The organism is Pseudomonas sp. LBUM1666 (genome assembly GCF_059695775.1).
The window spans coordinates 2948853-2965806 of sequence record NZ_CP166789.1 but is presented as its reverse complement, the minus strand read 5'-3'; the positions used below and the strand labels follow the sequence as shown (position 1 = coordinate 2965806).

Below are 16954 nucleotides of genomic sequence, written 5' to 3'. Positions count from 1 at the left end.
GCTCACTTACTATTTTGCTGGCATAAGAATGCCAATGTTTGGCTATTTTAGTGGCACAAAAATGCCAAAGTTTGGTTATTTCAGTGGCACAAAAATGCCAAGGCCAGGTATTTCAGGTGGTACAAAAGATGGGCCCTATTTCTGTGGTATTTAAATGCCATTCAAATGCCACATAAATGCCACGAAAATGGAGAAGTACGCCCTATCTGTGCTCATGTGAGCCATTTTGGACCTGTACCGGGGGTAGGACTATTTTTGTACCGGGGGTAGGATTTTCCGTTTTTACAGGGCTTTGGAGGCCCAAAAAACGTACCGAGTCTATTACGTGTTGGGTGGATTTGTCGGTACAGCAAAGGATATCGAAAGGTCTCGATAGCGTACGATCCAACCACCCACGATAGGGTCAGGCTTAACGTCGTATCTCTGGCGAACAGTTCCACGGCAGCAGTGCTTCATAGTCCGCCACCGACTGCGCATGTGGTAACTGCTCCAGTACGTGGCGTAGCCACGTATAAGGCTCTTGGCCGTTGACCTTGGCGGTCTCCACCAGACTGTATATCTGAGCACTGGCGGTAGCGCCTTTGGGCGTGTCGCTGAACAGCCACGCCTTACGACCGATAACGAACGGTTTTATCGCCCTTTCGGCCGCATTGTTGTCGATAGGTAAAAAACCGGCTTCTACATAACGCTCCAGCCGGCTCCAGTTGCTGGCCAGATAATTAATGGCCTTACCCAGCACACTTTGTGGCGTGACTTGGGGCTGCGTTTTCTCCAACCAGCTTTTCAACTGAGCCAGGATCGGTACGCTCTTTTGCTGACGGCCGATTAAACGCTGTTCATCATCGCCGTCCTTGAGCTCGCGCTCGATGCCATACAGCTTGTTGATCATTTTTAGGGCGATATCGGCACGTCCCGTCTTGCCCTTCGGCTGCACTTTCTGAGCCTCGACAAACTTGCGGCGCGCATGGGCCATGCAGGCCAGCCGTTCAACCCCCGGTTGCAACGCCAAGGCGTTATAGCCCGCGTAATCATCGGTCATAACATAGCCGCGATAACTTTCCAGCAGACGCAACGGAACCTCCTGCGCACGGCTGGACGTGTACTCGAACAACACGACTTTGCGATCTGGCGGGCCGCTGGCTTGTACCCACATCCAGGATTGGCTGGTAGGGTCTCGACCTGGCTCTTTCAATACTTGAACACGGGTTTCATCGCAGTGGATCACCGGGCTTTCCAGTAATCGGTCGCGCATTAAGTTCAGCAGTGGCTGAAAGTGTTCGCTGCACTGCATCACCCAGCGCGCCAGTGTTTGCCTTGGTATATCGATACCGTGTCGACTTAACACCGTCTCGAAACGATGCAGCGGCAAGCCATCGACGTACTTGGTGGTCAGCAACATGGCCAGAACGCTTGGGCTGGCCATGCTCTTTTCGATCAGTTGAGCCGGTTTGTCGGCGGTGACCGGTGCCGTTTCGCAGCCACGGCAACCGTAAACCTTGCGGATATGTTTGATGACACGGATCTGCATCGGCACGATATCCAGCTGTTCGCTGATTTCTTCGCTGATCACGTGCTTGCGGCAACCGCAGGCACAGGTCAGTTCGTGCTCGGGCAGTTCGTGGATGACCTCGACACGCGGCAGCTCAGCCGACAATGCCTTACGTTTTCCTCGGCGCGGCCCCGGGGAAACGACTTCCTCTTCGGCATCGCCGATCAATGGCATCGGCTCGCTTTCAGGCTCATTGAACAGTGCAAGTTGCGGCGTATTGGGCTGCGCTGTCTGCTCGGACTTACGCCCGAACAAGCGGTGGCGCAACAGCTTGATCTGTCCTTTCAGGTCGACGATGTGAGCCTGATAAGCCTGGGCAACTTCTTCCTGGCGATTGAGTGCCTCAAGCAGCATCTGCTTGAGCAAAACGGGGTCATCAGGAAGATCGTCGGGCAGAGAAATCATGGCCCGGATTATACCGGGTCAGGCTACGTAGCGTGGAGTCAAAACCTGGTGAGGACGGTTGCGCCACAGGTCAAAACCGTCGAGCAGCCAGTTCAGTTCCTGGACGGTCAGAACGATCACTTCATCGCTGAGATCAGGCGATGTTTTGAATCGCTCGGACTCCAAGCGCTTAAGCCAAAGGCAGAAGCCGTTGCGCTCCCAGTACAAAATCTTCACGCGGTTACGGGGCTTGTTGAGAAAAACGAAGAGCACGGGATCGAACACCGCCACTTTTATGTCCAGCTCGACCAGCGCAGCGAGGCCATCAATGGACTTTCTGAAGTCCACGGGCTTGGGGTAGAGATAAACTTTTTCAACTTTGGCGTCGGGTCGCATCATGACGAGCTGGCTCCTGAGAGAATCGGGAGCACAGCATCCGGCATCAGCTAAGCGCTTTGAATGTGGGGTTCATGGAGCGCTTACGTTTGATTGGCCTTGGCCGAGACTTACTGTGGTCCCTGACAACTAACCACAGCAGGTGATAATCCATGAACGCCTTACGCTACTGTGCGGCCCCCCTCACCGCCCTCGCCCTGACCGTTTCCGCCGGGGCATTCGCCCACGAAGCCGCGCCTTCGGAAAAGGTCACCGTGTTGCAGGACCAGATGTTGAAAAACGTGCCCAATAAAAAGGCGCTGATGATCGAGGTCGACTATCTACCCGGCCAATCGTCCATCGCCCACAAGCACGAGGGCACGGCCATGGCTTACGTCATTTCGGGAGAAATCATCTCCCAGGTCAAAGGTGAGAAGGCGATCACTTACAAGGCCGGTGAATACTGGTACGAACCGGCCGGTTCGGAGCATTTGGTCTCGAAAAATGCCAGTACCACCAAACCCGCCAAACTGTTGGTGTTTATGGTGTTAGCGCCCGACGAAAAAGTATTGATCCCTTTGGAAAACTGATAGCTGTTGCGTCAGCCATAAATAAACAGGCCCAAATTAACAATTCGGGCCTGTTTATTTCCCGGCGCAATTAACCGGGGGCTTTTAAACCAAACAAAACTAGTAGTTACCTGACAAGTGCGGTGATTGGCCATTTCATTCAGTGACGACAGGTTTAGTCTGGAATCTCCGCCGACTGTTTCCGGCCTATTAACTTTCCGACTCAAGTTGTTTCACGGGAGAAACACCATGAAACTTGCACTTGTCAGCACCTTGACGATTCTTTTAACGGGCTGCTCAATACCCACTGCACCCAAGGCAGTTTCTTCGCTCGACGGCGTCTTTACCGAGCCGGTGGGCCGCAGCAGCGCCACGCATGTCACCAATGGCAACAACGTTTCCCTGGGCATCGTCTACAGCCGCAGCACTCAGACCAACCGCGCCTACCTTCAGGATTACCAGGCCAACGCCGGCACCGGTTTCGGCCAGAGCCTGCTGGTGCAGTCGATTCACGACGCCTACGTCGCCACCTCCAAACCGGACCTTGCGGTGGACTGGGTCAAGGCGTCCTTGCAACGTCAGTTTGGCTCGGTGACCGTGTACCCCGACATGCAAAGTCTCAGGGCCGCTAAACCGGACGTGGTCGCCATCATCGACACGCGCAGTCAACTGATGACATCGCGCAGTTCGGATATCAAGGCCGATGTCAGCGCGGACTTCTACGATTCGAACTTCAATTACATCGGCACTGCGCAAGGTCATGACGCTAAAGAACTGAGTCCGTTATGGGCGGACTATAAACGCAGCGAAGAGATAGTTGCCGATATAAACGAACAACAGAATGTGCAAGTCAGGGCCTTGCAAAAGTTTAACCAGTCGCTCAGTAATTTATTGACCAGACCGACAGATAAAGTGTCGATGATCGATAACACAACAGGTCAGAAGTTGTATTAAGGCGAATGGCCCCATCGCGAGCAAGCTCGGTTCCCACAGGTTTTGTGTTGAACACATAACATGCACACGACACAAAACCTGTGGGAGCCGAGCTTGGTCTGGGCGGCATTCCGACGATGGAGCCCGACCAGACGGTACAAAACATTCAGGCAAAAAAAAGCCCCGCAACTCTCATTGCGGGGCTTCTTCATTCAGCGCCTGATCAGGCAGCCGGCTCCAACTCAGCGCTGGCAGTAGCAGCGGCAGTGGTAGGTACTACCGCTTGACCGCTCAACGCCAGATCCAGCAACTCACGGTTGGCCACCGCATACATGGCGTAATCAGTGCCGCTGGCGGCACGGATTTCTACCAGCATGGCGCGCCAGCGTTCGATCATGCCTTCGTGCTCTTCCATCCACAGCTCCAGACGGGTTTCCACGTCCTGAGTGCCGTTGCCCTGTTGCAGGACGGAGATGGTGATCGCACGTTGCTGCCAGTCGACGTCATCGCGGAACGCTTCACGGGCCAGGGCCTGCCAGTTGTTTTCAACCGGCAGAGCGCTGATCTGTTGCAGGTACCAGGTGATGTCCAGCGCGCTGCCGACAGCGAAGTAAGCCTTCGCCACGTCGGCTGCGTTTTGACCGGTCACGTCGGACGCTTCGATGATCGGCAGCAAGGTGTACAGGTGAGTGGTGCCTGCAACCATGCGTGCCAGCAACTCAGGAACGCCAGCCGCAACGTACGCCTGATAACGGGTCTGCCAGCCTTCGCGGGTCGGGCCTTCCAGCAGTTCGTCGAGCTTGAGGCCCAGCGCTGCCAGATGTGGACCGAAGTGCGCGACGTCACGAGCAGCATTCTGCTCGTTGCGACGGCTGCGCAGGAACCAGCGCGTAGCGCGACGGCCCAGACGCATCAGCTCATCCATCAGCTCCAGTTGTACGTCGGCCGATACCTGATAATCCAGGGCTTCGATCTGACGGAACCAGTGCGGGAGGTGGAAGATGTCACGCACGATCACGTAAGCACCGGCCACGTTCGCCGGGCTCATGCCGGTCGACTCTTTGAGTCGCTGAACGAAGGTAATGCCCATGTGGTTGACCAGATCGTTGGCGATCTGGGTGCTGACGATTTCGCGCTTCAGACGGTGACGGCGCATGGCATCGGAGAACTTGCTCACCAGGGTCGGCGGGAAAGCGGTTTCCATGTCGCGAGTCAGGTAATCGTCGTCCGGTACCTGTGAATTGAGCAGCGCTTCCTTGAGGTCAATCTTGCTGTAAGAGATCAGCACCGACAGCTCGGCACGGGTCAGGCCATGGCCTTCCGCGAGGCGCTCGTTGATCGCTTCTTCAGCCGGCAGGAACTCGATGGCGCGATCCAGCTTGCCGCGGCCTTCCAGATCGTTCATCAGACGCTTGTATTCGGCAATCCGCACGAAGGCACGGCGTGCTGCCAGAGACAGTGCCTGAGTCTGCTTGTAGTTGTTGCCCAAAACCAGGTTGCCGACTTCGTCGGTCATGCTCGCCAGCAACTGGTTACGTTGCTTGTCGGTCATGTCGCCGGCATGAACCACTTCGTTCAGCAGAATCTTGATGTTCACTTCGTGGTCGGAGCAGTCCACACCACCGGCGTTGTCGATGAAGTCGGTGTTGGAACCGCCGCCATTGAGGCCAAATTCGACACGACCCAGCTGGGTCATCCCGAGGTTACCGCCCTCGCCCACGACTTTGCAGCGCAGTTCGTTGCCGTTCACGCGCAGTGCATCGTTGGCCTTGTCGCCGACATCGGCGTGGCTTTCGCTGCTGGCTTTGACGTACGTACCGATACCGCCGTTCCACAACAGATCCACCGGTGCCTTGAGCAAGGCGTTCAGCAGTTCGGTCGGGGTCAACTTGTCAGCCTGAATGTCGAAGCGCTCTTTCATCTGCGGAGAAATCGCGATGCTTTTCGCGCTACGGGAGAAGATCCCGCCGCCTTCGGACATGATGCTGGTGTCGTAGTCCGACCAGGCCGAACGCGGCAGATCGAACAGGCGCTGACGCTCGGCGAAGCTGTTGGCCGGCTCCGGGTTCGGGTCGATGAAGATGTGCAGGTGGTTGAACGCTGCGACCAGTTGCAGCTTGTCGGACATCAACAAGCCGTTACCGAACACGTCACCGGCCATGTCGCCGACGCCGACCACAGTGATGTTGTCTTCCTGAACATTGATGCCGCGTTCGCGGAAGTGACGTTGAACGCCAACCCACGCGCCCTTGGCGGTGATGCCCATTTTCTTGTGGTCGTAACCGGCCGAGCCGCCCGATGCGAACGCATCGCCGAGCCAGAAGCCGTAGTCGATGGCGATACCGTTGGCGATGTCGGAGAAGGTTGCAGTGCCCTTGTCCGCTGCCACCACCAGGTACGGGTCATCGTCGTCATGACGCACGACGTTGGCCGGCGGTACCAGCGCGCCGTCTTTCAGGTTGTCGGTGATGTCCAACAGGCCCGAGATGAAGATGCGGTAGCAGGCGATGCCCTCGGCCGCGATCTCGTCTCGACCGCCACCCAGTGGCAGGCGACGCGGGAGGAAGCCGCCCTTCGCGCCAACCGGCACGATGACCGAGTTCTTCACTTGCTGGGCTTTTACCAGGCCTAGGACTTCAGTGCGGTAGTCTTCTTCACGATCAGACCAGCGCAGACCACCGCGAGCAACGTTGCCGAAGCGCAGGTGCACGCCTTCGACGCGAGGCGAGTACACGAAGATTTCGAACTTCGGTACTGGCTTCGGCAGCTCTGGAATCTGGTGCGGGTTGAACTTGAAGCTGAAGTAGGACTTGTTCTGACCGTGGGAATCGGTCTGGTAGAAGTTGGTCCGCAGGGTGGCCTTGATCAGGTCCAGGTAGCGACGCAGGATACGGTCTTCGTTCAACACCTGGACGTCGTCCAGTGCGCTCAGAATCGCGTGTTCCAGGCGTTGCTGCTTGTCTTCCAGATCGTCGCTGGTCAGCTTGCGCGCCAGGTAGAAACGGGTTTTGAACAACCGGGTCAACTCGCGAGCGATGTCGGTGTGGTTGTTCAGGGTGCTGGCGATGTAACCCAGGTCGAAGCCCAGGCGAATCTGCTTCATGTAACGGGCGTAGGCACGCAGCAGCGCGACATCGCGCCATGGCAGGCCGGCGGTCAGCACCAGGCGGTTGAACGCATCGTTCTCGGCATCGCCGCGCACGATGTGGACGAAAGCGTCCTGCAAAGTGTCGTTGAGTTGCTGGATGTCGAGTTCCAGGCCTTCGGCAGCGGTGAACGCGAAGTCGTGAATCCAGAACTCGCGGCCACTGTTGTGACGCAGGCGATACGGGAATTCACCCAGCACGCGCAGGCCGAGGTTTTCCAGGATCGGCAATACGTCGGACAACGCCAGCGGGGTATCAGCGTGATACAGCTTGCAGTGCAGCTCGCGCTGACCGGAGACCTGACCCAGTGGCTGATAGAAGCTCATCACTAGCGGATTGGATTCTTTCAGGCTCAGCAGGTGCTGCATGTCGACCACAGCCGAATGCGCGGCGAAACGCTCGCGGTAACCGGCCGGGAAGCCTTTCGGGAAATCGGCCAACACGTTGGTGCCGCTTGCCTCACCGAAACTTTCAACCGTCAGGCTGGCGTAGTCGTCCTGCCAGCTGCGGCAAGCCTGTACCACTTCTTTTTCCAGCAGAACCGGGTCGATGTCCAGGCGGTTTTTCGGATCGACGCGCAGGATCAACTGCACGCGGGCTAGCACGGATTCGGAGAAGAAGGTCCAGAACTCGCAGTCGGAGGCTTTCAGGCGATCCATCAGCACTTGCTGGATCTTCTGGCGCACTTCGGTGGAGTAGATGTCGCGCGGCACGTAGGCCAGGCAGTAGCAGAAACGACCGTACGGGTCTTTACGCAGGAATACGCGAATCTTGTTGCGTTCCTGGATCTGCACGATCGACATCACGGTGCTGAACAGCTCATCCACTGGGGTCTGGAACAGATCGTCGCGCGGCAGTACTTCAACTACCTGCGCCAGTTCCTTGCCCAAGTGAGCCTTGGCCTGGAAGCCGGAACGGCGTTCGATTTCTTCGACCTTGCGGCGGATGTACGGGATGACCCGCACGCTCTCGCCATACACCGAGGAGGTGTACAGGCCCATGAAACGGCATTCCTTGATGACGTTGCCGTCGGCGTCGATTTCACGGATCGACACGTAATCCGGGTAAGCCGGACGGTGCACACGGCTTGGGTGCGCAGCCTTGGCGAACGACAGCAGGGTCGGTTCGCGCAGGTAGTTCACGGCGTAGTCTTCGATGCGCAGGTCATCGTAGGTCAGGCCGGTGCGCAGCAATTTGGTCAGACCGAGGAAGGAATCCTGGTCGTAGACAATGTGGCCGCCATCGGCTTCATCGCGAACCACGAACTCTTCATAGCCGAGGAAGGTGAAGTGGTTGCCCACCAGCCATTCCAGGAAGCTTTTGATTTCGGCTTTTTCTTCAGAATCGACAGCGAACTGGCTGTTGTCCAGGCCGGTGAGGATTTCCTGGACCTTGGCTTTCATAGGCTCGAAATCGGCGACCGCGACGCGGACTTCACCGAGAACCTGTTCCAATTCCTTGCTCAGGACATTCAGTTCGGCCGAGTTGGCGCAACGGTCGATTTCCAGGTACATCAACGACTCTTGCAGTACATCGTCGCCCTGGGTGCCTTTCGGCAGGATTTCCAGCAGCTCGCCCTTGCTGCCGCGACGCACGCTCAGCACAGTGGTTTGCAGGGTGTGGATGCTGTAGCCGCGACGGTTCAGCTCGGTGCGTACCGAGTCCACCAGAAATGGCAGGTCGTGGTGCAGCACTTCGACCGCGGTGTGGGTCGACTGCCAGCCGTGGCGTTCGTAATCGGGGTTGTAAACGCGCACTTGCGGTTGCGCGTGATCGAAGCGCTCAAGCAGGCGCCACGCAGAAAGGGTGCAGCCGGCGAGGTCGGACAACCGACGCTGGGTCAGCTCGTCCAGGGAAATGATGCCGAAAAATTGTTCCGCGAACAGCGCCACTTGTGGCAGTGCCTGTTCACTGATGTGCTGGGCCAGTGCCGCTTGCAGTTGGTGCTGGAAGTCGGCTTTGCTGGCTGCGGTGAAGAACGCCATCTGTGGTACTCCGCTTGGGCTTGTTATTGATGGAAGCGTCGCGTGCAAACCCCTTTCGGGGTGATCCGTCACCCTGTTCCTGATTCTCGGGCAGAGGAAACAGGATGACAGGTGGGTGAAGCTGGACGAGACACTCAGGTCACATTCACCTTCCATGAATGGGCATCTGCAAAAACGACTGGGCAAGGTGCAGCGCAATGCCTTTACAGGTGCTCATCCGTTGCGCAGCTTAACCAGTGCGGCAAGCCCCGTGCTTGCAGCGCTGCGACATATTCGGTCATCGGTACGCAGCTTGCGCCTTGTGCATCGAACAACACTAGCAGCCGCACGGCAAAACGGGGGGTTTAAGCCCGGTTTTGCGGCACATCCGTACCAGAAATGACCAGCAACACCCCGGATGTTCACGACACATCCTCTGACACTCAGGCGAGCAGAAATTCCCGTCTGCTGGCAGAATCGCCCTTTGTTCGTCTTCACAACGCTCGTCGAGCCAGGAATTCCCCATGCAAATGACCACCGCCCTCTTGATCGTCAACCCGTGCGACGACGAAGAAGACAACATGGCCATGCTCTGCTGCCACAGCGATCAGGGCGATATGTTCCTGATGACCCGCTACCCGGACGAGGACGCGCTGGACATCACCCTCGACGGCGAGCCTTCGACGCTGGACGGCGTAAAAGTCACCCTCAGCCCTACCCGCCTGCTGATCGAAATCGCAGCCGCTGACGCCGATGCGCTGAATGGTGATGATTCGCTGGAAATCATTCACAGCACTGATGCGAGCGATCTGCCGGAAGTGGAAGAAACACTGCAAAACATCCTCAAAGGCACTGGTACCTATATCAGCCAGCTCTAAGCCTCGGATTCTCGAGTGTCTGAACTGGCCCCATCGCGAGCAAGCTCGCTCCCACATTTGATCGCATTTTCTTGAAACAACTCGGTCACCTGTGGGAGCGAGCTTGCTCGCGATGAGGCCCGAAAGAACACCACCACCCTTTGAGTCCTACAAAATTCAAACAATCTCGCCAATCAATTCCTGCACTTTGCACAAAATGCCGTTAGTCGCCGCCCCCCGCGATAGATTAAAGTAACGCCCCCAGCCCTGGCGTTATTCGAACGTCTTCGGTCACCCTTTCCAGGAACAGTCATCGATGGAACATCGTGAAGCGCTGCTAGCGCTGCGAACCTTTCTTTCAACGCAGATTCTCGGCCAGGAAAAACTCATCGAGCGCTTGCTCATCGCCTTGCTTGCCGACGGCCACATGCTGGTCGAGGGCGCTCCGGGCCTGGCCAAGACCAAGGCCATCAAAGAACTTGCCGAAGGCATCGAAGCACAGTTCCATCGCATCCAGTTCACCCCCGACCTGTTGCCGGCCGACATCACTGGTACGGAAATCTATCGCCCGGAAACCGGCAGTTTCGTGTTCCAGCAAGGCCCGATCTTCCACAACCTGGTGCTGGCGGACGAAATCAACCGTGCCCCGGCCAAGGTTCAATCCGCCCTGCTCGAAGCCATGGGCGAGCGCCAGGTCAGCGTCGGACGCAGCACGTACGAGCTGTCGCCGCTGTTCCTGGTGATGGCCACGCAAAACCCGATCGAGCAGGAAGGCACCTATCCACTGCCCGAAGCGCAGCTTGACCGGTTCCTGATGCACGTGAAAATCGGCTTCCCGGACGCCGCCGTTGAACGTCGGATCCTGCAACAGGCCCGTGGCGAAGCGCTGAACGGAGAAACCAAGCCCGAGCGCCGGGTCAGCCAGCAGGCGATTTTTGCCGCGCGCAAGGAAATCCTCGGTTTGTACATGGCCGACGCCGTGGAGGAATACCTGGTGCAACTGGTCATGGCCACACGCACCCCGGCCAAGTTCGACCCGGAGATGGCTGAGTGGATCGCCTATGGCGCCAGCCCGCGCGGTTCGATTGCCCTCGACCGATGCGCCCGGGCCCACGCCTGGCTGGCCGGTCGCGACTTCGTCAGCCCGGAAGACATTCAAGCCGTACTGTTCGACGTACTGCGCCACCGCATCATTCTTTCCTTTGAAGCCGAAGCTGCGGGCATCGACCAGGACCGGGTGGTCCAGCGGATTCTCGACGTCGTAGCCGTCGCTTGACCCCTATGAACGCCCTCCTGCCGCCCGAGCCGGGCATCCGTGTCAGCCTCGCCGAGCTGATCGAGATGCGCCATCGCGTGCGTGAAGTGCAACTGTTTTCCACACCGAGCCAGCGCAGCCCGCTGATCGGCTTGCACCACTCCAAACTGCGCGGGCGCGGGGTGGACTTCGATCAGGTGCGGGTCTATCAGGCCGGCGATGACGTGCGAAGCATCGACTGGCGCGTCACCGCCCGCACCCAGGAACCCCATACCAAGCTGTTCCATGAAGAGCGCGAGCGGCCGATTTTCATCATGGTCGAGCAAAGTCGCCGGTTGTTTTTCGGCTCAGGGCTGATGTTCAAATCGGTGCTCGCCGCCCAGGCCGCGAGCCTGATCGGCTGGGCCGCACTGGGTCATAACGATCGCGTCGGCGGGCTGGTGTTCGGCAACAACGAACACTATGAAATCAAGCCACGACGCAGCAAACAGAGCCTGCTGCAGTTGCTCAACCGTCTGGTGCGGGTCAATCAGTCGCTGCACACGGAAAACGAGCCGGACCGGGACGCCTTCAACATTGCCCTGCGCCGTGCCCGGGAAGTCCTGCGTCCCGGCAGCCTGGTGATCGTGATCTGCGACGAACGCACCCTGACCGAGGGCGCCGAACAACAGCTGAGCCTGTTGTCGCGGCATTGCGATCTATTGCTGCTGCCGGTATCCGATCCGCTGGATCACGCCCTGCCCGCCGCCGGGCTTTTACGCTTCGCCGAACGCGGTGCGCAACTGGAACTCGACACCCTGAATTTCGAGCTGCGCCAGACCTATCGCGCCCAGGCCGAAGCGCGCATCGCTCACTGGGAATTACTGGCGCAGAAGCTGCGGGTATTGCTGATGCCCCTGAGCACCCAGAGCGAGATGGTTGAACAATTGCGCGAGTACCTGAACCCGCAGAAACCGGGGAAAGGCCGATGAGCAGCCTCGATCAACTGCAACCGCTGATCTCCCCGCCACCGATCGAATTCTGGCCACCGGCACCGGGCTGGTGGCTGTTGCTGGTGTTACTGCCGCTCATCGGTTTCGGTCTGTGGAAGGCAAGGGGCTTTCTTCCGAACAAACGCCCGATCGTGCGCGCCGAACAGCCGCTGGACCCGGTGCGCCTCGCCGCGCTGGCAGAACTCGCGCGGATGCCCAAACCCTACGACGGCGCTCCGGCCGGGGCCTGGTTGCAGCAACTCAACGGTTTGCTCAAACGCCTGTGCCGCAATCACTACCCCTACAGCCAGAGCCATACCCTCAATGGGCGCAAATGGCTGGCATTCCTTGACAATCGCTGCCCGGCCGCCGGCCTGACCCGATGGATGGTGCTGGTCGAAGGCGCCTACAAACCCGAATGCAAACTCGACGACAAGGCCATCGCCGGCCTGACTCAAGCGGTCGACACCTGGATTCGTAAACATGTTTGAGTTCGCCTGGCCGTGGATCTTTGCGCTGCTACCGCTGCCCTGGCTGATGCGCGTCGTGCTGCCTGTCGCCGACAGTGGCGAGCCGGCGCTCAAAGTCAGCTTCCTCGGCGACCTCGAAGGCCTGGTCCGCCGCCGCGCCCGGGCCAACCTGCCGGCCTGGCGCCAACAGGCACCGTTCATTTTGCTGTGGCTGTTGTTACTGATTGCCGCGGCGCGCCCGCAATGGCTTGGTGAACCGCTGCCCATCGCCGCCAGCGGTCGCGATCTGCTGGTAGCGGTCGACGTGTCCGGCTCGATGGATTTCCCAGACATGCAGTGGCAGGACGAAGAAGTCAGTCGACTCACACTGGTTCAGCACTTGCTCGGTGACTTCCTTGAAAGTCGCGACGGCGATCGCGTCGGCCTGATCCTGTTCGGCAGCCAGGCCTATCTGCAAGCACCGCTGACGTTCGACCGGCACACGGTGCGCGTGTGGCTCGACGAAGCGCGGATCGGCATCGCCGGCAAGAACACCGCCATCGGCGATGCCATCGGCCTGGCCCTCAAACGCCTGCGCCAACGCCCGGCACAAAATCGCGTACTGATTCTGGTCACTGATGGCGCCAACAACGGTGGCCAAATCGACCCGCTCACGGCTGCACGACTGGCAGCCAGCGAAGGCGTGAAAATCTACCCGATCGGTATCGGCGCCGATCCGGAGCAAAGCGGCACTTTGGGTTTCCTGGGGGTCAACCCGAGCCTCGACCTCGACGAACCCTCCTTGATGGCGATCGCCGAAGCCACGGGCGGTCAGTATTTTCGCGCCCACAATGACAAGGAACTGCAAGCGATCAAGGACACCCTCGACAAACTGGAACCGGTGACCCAGCAACCGACTCAGGCTCGCCCGGCACAGGCGTTGTACCACTGGCCTTTGGCGCTTGCGTTGCTGTTGAGCATGCTGCTGGTGGTTCGCGAGCGCTGGCCGGATAACCCGTTGCGGCGACTGTTCACCAAGGATCTTCTGCAAACGCAACTGCCCGACTGGCGCCAGCGGCTTAAACGCCTGCGTCTGCGGAGGCGCCGATGAGTGCACTCTGGCCGTACTTGTTCCGCCCCTGGTGGTTGCTGTTGTTGCCATTGCTCGGCTGGTTGCTCTGGCAACTCTGGCATCGGCAGAAACGCGCCGGGCGCTGGCAGATGATTCTGCCACCGGCCTTCCATGCAGCGTTGCTCAGTGGTGGCAACGGTCGCGACAGCAAATTGCCGTGGGTCATCCTTGGATGTGCCTGGGTTCTGACCGTTCTGGCGCTGCTCGGACCGAGCTGGGAACGTGTCGAACAAGCCAGCCAGAAACCCGCCGACCCGCTGGTCGTGGTCCTTGAGCTGACCCCGGAAATGCTCGCCACCGACGTACCACCCAACCGGCTGGAACAGGCCCGGCGCAAGCTGTTCGACCTGCTGGAGAACCGCAGCGACGCCCAGACCGCGATCGTCGTCTACGCCGGCAGCGCTCACACGCTGGTGCCACTGTCGGATGACCTGTCGACCAGCCGCAATCTATTGGATGCCCTAAAACCTTCACTGATGCCCCAAGCAGGGCATCGCGCCGATCTGGCGGTGACCAAGGCCCTTGCCCTGCTGGAGCAGGGCGCCCTCGGTGACGGGCGGATCCTGCTGATCGGTTCGACCTTGACCGAACTGGAACGCCAGGGGATTCAGCAGGCGCTGGACGGCAAGTCGACACAATTTCTGATGCTCGGTATCGGCACTGCCGAAGGCGCGCCGATCACCCAGGAGGACGGCAGTTTTCTGAAGGATGACCAAGGCGCGATTCTGGTGCCACATCTGGACGAACCAAGCCTGAAAGCCTTTGCCAACGACCTGAACGGAAGCTATCGCCACGCGCGCCTGGACGATGCCGACTTGCGCGCACTCGGCTTGCTCGAGGGACCACGCACGCTGCGCGACGACGGCCAGACCCTGCGCCTCGATACATGGGCCGATCAGGGTTACTGGCTGTTGTTGCCGTTGTTGCTGCTGGCGGCGTGCGCCGGTCGTCGCGGCTGGCTGTTCTGCCTGCCACTGCTCTTGCTGCTGCCACAACCGAGTTATGCCTTCGACTTCAACGATTTGTGGCTGCGACCCGACCAACAGGGTCTGATCTTGCTGAAGCAGAAGCGCCCGGCCGAGGCTGCGCAGCATTTCGAAGATCGCCAATGGCAAGGCGTGGCGCTCTACGAGGCCGGCGACTACAGCGGCGCCGCCCAGCGGTTCGCCGAAGGCAGCGACGCCCACGCCCACTACAATCGTGGCAACGCCCTGGCCAAAAGCGGTGAGCTGGAAGCCGCGCTGGATGCCTACGAACAGGCGCTGGAGCGTCAACCGGATTTGCGCCCGGCCCTGACCAACAAAGCGCTGGTGGAAAGTCTGCTCAAGCAGAAAAACACTCCACCGCCCGTTGCACCGGACAAAAACGCCGGCAATGAGACCGAGCCCCCCACGCAAGAACCGCCGCCGGGCGCGGCCACGCAACCGTCGGATAGTGGCGAACCGAAAACCGACGGCCAACAAGCCACGACGGACTCCGACCAACAGAACAAAACCCCGTCGAAACCTGGCACCAATGAAGTCCCGGGCAGCGAGCTGGGGGATGAAGACAGCACCCGACCACCGATGCGCCCGGCCAGTGACAGCATCGATGGTGAACAGCGCCAGGCGCTGGAGCAATGGCTGCGCAAGATCCCGGATGATCCGGGTGAATTGCTCAGACGCAAATTCTGGTACGAACAGCAACAACATCAGGATCAGGGAAAAACTCGATGACCCGCTTCACCACTCTCTTGCTCGCACTGCTGTCCGCCCTGTTGCTCTGCACTGTTCAGGCACAGGCAGCCGGGCTGGTCGCCAGTGTGGATCGCAGTCGCCTGAACAGCGGCGAAACGATTGAACTGACCCTGGAAACCAACGACGTGACGCAGTTTGGCAAGCCTGATCTGGCACCGCTGGAGCCGCTGTTCGAAGTGCGTGGCACCCGTCAAGTCAACCAGTTGACCACCCTGAACGGCGACAACCGTGCGACCACCCGCTGGATCATCACCCTGCTGCCTCGGCAGAATGGCAGCGTGGTGATTCCGTCACTGCAACTGGGTGACGTGCAGAGCCAGCCAATCACCGTGCAAGTGGTCGAAACCGAAACCCAGGACACCCCGACCAAACGGGACCCGGTGTTCATCGACGCCAGCCTCGATCAAAACAGCGTGTACGTACAAGCCCAGGCGATCCTGACCTTGCGCATCTACCATTCGGTGTCGCTGTACGACGACAGCAGCCTGCCCCCTTTACAAATCCCCGATGTGCGCATCGAGCAACTGGGCGAGGCGCGCACCTATGAGAAAGATATCAATGGCCTGCGCCACGGCGTGATCGAGATGCGCTACGCGATCTACCCGCAACACAGCGGTGAGTTGATCATTCCGCCGCAAATATTCAATGCCGCACTGGTGGACGCACAGCCCGCACAGGACTCCGCCGCGCAGGCACCGAAATCCGGCAAATTGATGCGGGTCAGCTCCGCCGAGATTCTGCTGACGGTCAAGGCCAAACCCGCCACCTATCCGGCCGACGTGCCATGGCTGCCCGCCCGCAGCCTCAGCCTGAGCGAAAGCTGGAACCCGGAACCGGATCATGCGCAGGTGGGCGATTCGTTGACCCGCAGCCTGACGGTGAAGGCTGAAGGGCTGGACAGTTCGCAATTGCCACCGCTGCCCGCCACCGACGTCAACGGCTTACGGCGCTACCCGGATCAACCGGTGCTAGGCAACCAGCACAGCGAACGAGGCTTGATCGGCAGTCGCGAAGACCGTGAAGCCCTGGTGCCAACGCGTACCGGCGCAATCGAGTTGCCAGCGGTTGAAGTGATCTGGTGGAACACCTTCGAGGATCACCTCGATCACAGCAGCCTGCCGGCCCGAACCCTGCCAGTGGCGAACAATCCGAGCCTGATGGTCGACACCCCGGCCGGCACGCCTCAAGTCTTTTCCGCGGCCGACAACGAAGCCCTCTGGTGGTGGAAACTCAGCAGCCTGATCCTGGCCTGCACCACCCTGCTGGGCTTCGGTCTCTGGTGGCGCGCCCGCTGGCAACCGGCGATCCTGCGCGCGGCGCAGACCGGCCCGAGCCCGCGCACCGTGCTCGACGATCTCAAGCGCGCCTGTCAGGCCAACGATACCCACGCCACCCGCCAGGCCCTCGACGCCTGGGCCCGGCAACAACCGGAAACCCTGGCCGATATGGCGGCGCGTTTTGTGCCATTGTCCGACGCCCTCGACGGCCTGAACGGCGCGCTCTACAGCGAAACCGGCCAGCATTGGCAAGGTGAAGATCTGTGGCGTGCGATCAAGGCGATTCCGATTGCCGAGCGGGTTCAGGACCCGGTTGGCGACAGTGGTCTGCCACCGCTTTATCCGAAGTAACGGTCC

At 59.5% G+C, this 16954-nt stretch carries 12 protein-coding genes; 9 read left to right on the top strand and 3 right to left on the bottom strand.

Going from position 1 to position 16954, the window contains the following annotated elements; genetic code table 11:
* Positions 1-409: 409 nt before the first annotated feature.
* Both tnpC and tnpB read right to left on the bottom strand, forming a co-directional pair.
* Complete coding sequence (tnpC, locus tag ACA056_RS13565; RefSeq protein ID WP_497273356.1) at positions 410-1954, bottom strand: IS66 family transposase; 1545 nt, start codon at positions 1952-1954, stop codon at positions 410-412.
* A gap of 18 nt (positions 1955-1972) precedes the next feature.
* On the bottom strand, positions 1973-2332 hold the full coding sequence (tnpB, locus tag ACA056_RS13560; RefSeq protein WP_049285761.1) for an IS66 family insertion sequence element accessory protein TnpB: 360 nt from the start codon (positions 2330-2332) through the stop codon (positions 1973-1975).
* A gap of 149 nt (positions 2333-2481) precedes the next feature.
* Between tnpB and ACA056_RS13555 the strand changes: the two genes are divergently transcribed.
* Both ACA056_RS13555 and ACA056_RS13550 read left to right on the top strand, forming a co-directional pair.
* On the top strand, positions 2482-2898 hold the full coding sequence (locus ACA056_RS13555) for a cupin domain-containing protein (RefSeq protein WP_497273355.1): 417 nt from the start codon (positions 2482-2484) through the stop codon (positions 2896-2898).
* A gap of 228 nt (positions 2899-3126) precedes the next feature.
* A complete protein-coding gene (locus ACA056_RS13550) occupies positions 3127-3831 on the top strand; it encodes an ATPase (RefSeq protein ID WP_497273354.1) in 705 nt (234 codons plus the stop codon).
* A gap of 202 nt (positions 3832-4033) precedes the next feature.
* Here the strand turns inward: ACA056_RS13550 and ACA056_RS13545 are convergent, their stop codons facing one another.
* Entirely contained in the window at positions 4034-8941 is a 4908-nt protein-coding gene (locus ACA056_RS13545) for an NAD-glutamate dehydrogenase (protein ID WP_497273353.1), read from the bottom strand.
* 503 nt (positions 8942-9444) lie between these two features.
* On the opposite strand from ACA056_RS13545, the gene ACA056_RS13540 reads away from it, so the two are divergent.
* The 7 genes from ACA056_RS13540 (at position 9445) to ACA056_RS13510 (ending at position 16948) form a co-directional block, all read left to right on the top strand.
* Positions 9445-9798, top strand: coding sequence for a hypothetical protein (locus tag ACA056_RS13540; protein ID WP_497273352.1), 354 nt, complete (start codon positions 9445-9447; stop codon positions 9796-9798).
* 295 nt (positions 9799-10093) lie between these two features.
* A complete protein-coding gene (locus ACA056_RS13535; protein ID WP_008150800.1) occupies positions 10094-11053 on the top strand; it encodes an AAA family ATPase in 960 nt (319 codons plus the stop codon).
* Positions 11054-11058: 5 nt separating this feature from the next.
* A complete protein-coding gene (locus ACA056_RS13530; RefSeq protein WP_497273351.1) occupies positions 11059-12003 on the top strand; it encodes a DUF58 domain-containing protein in 945 nt (314 codons plus the stop codon).
* Complete coding sequence (locus ACA056_RS13525) at positions 12000-12494, top strand: DUF4381 domain-containing protein (RefSeq protein ID WP_497273350.1); 495 nt, start codon at positions 12000-12002, stop codon at positions 12492-12494. The genes ACA056_RS13530 and ACA056_RS13525 overlap by 4 nt, the downstream gene beginning before the upstream one ends.
* Positions 12487-13563, top strand: a complete 1077-nt coding sequence (locus ACA056_RS13520; protein ID WP_497273349.1) for a vWA domain-containing protein — start codon at positions 12487-12489, stop codon at positions 13561-13563. The genes ACA056_RS13525 and ACA056_RS13520 overlap by 8 nt, the downstream gene beginning before the upstream one ends.
* Complete coding sequence (locus tag ACA056_RS13515; protein ID WP_497273348.1) at positions 13560-15299, top strand: tetratricopeptide repeat protein; 1740 nt, start codon at positions 13560-13562, stop codon at positions 15297-15299. The genes ACA056_RS13520 and ACA056_RS13515 overlap by 4 nt, the downstream gene beginning before the upstream one ends.
* Complete coding sequence (locus ACA056_RS13510) at positions 15296-16948, top strand: BatD family protein (protein WP_497273347.1); 1653 nt, start codon at positions 15296-15298, stop codon at positions 16946-16948. The genes ACA056_RS13515 and ACA056_RS13510 overlap by 4 nt, the downstream gene beginning before the upstream one ends.
* Positions 16949-16954: the final 6 nt, after the last annotated feature.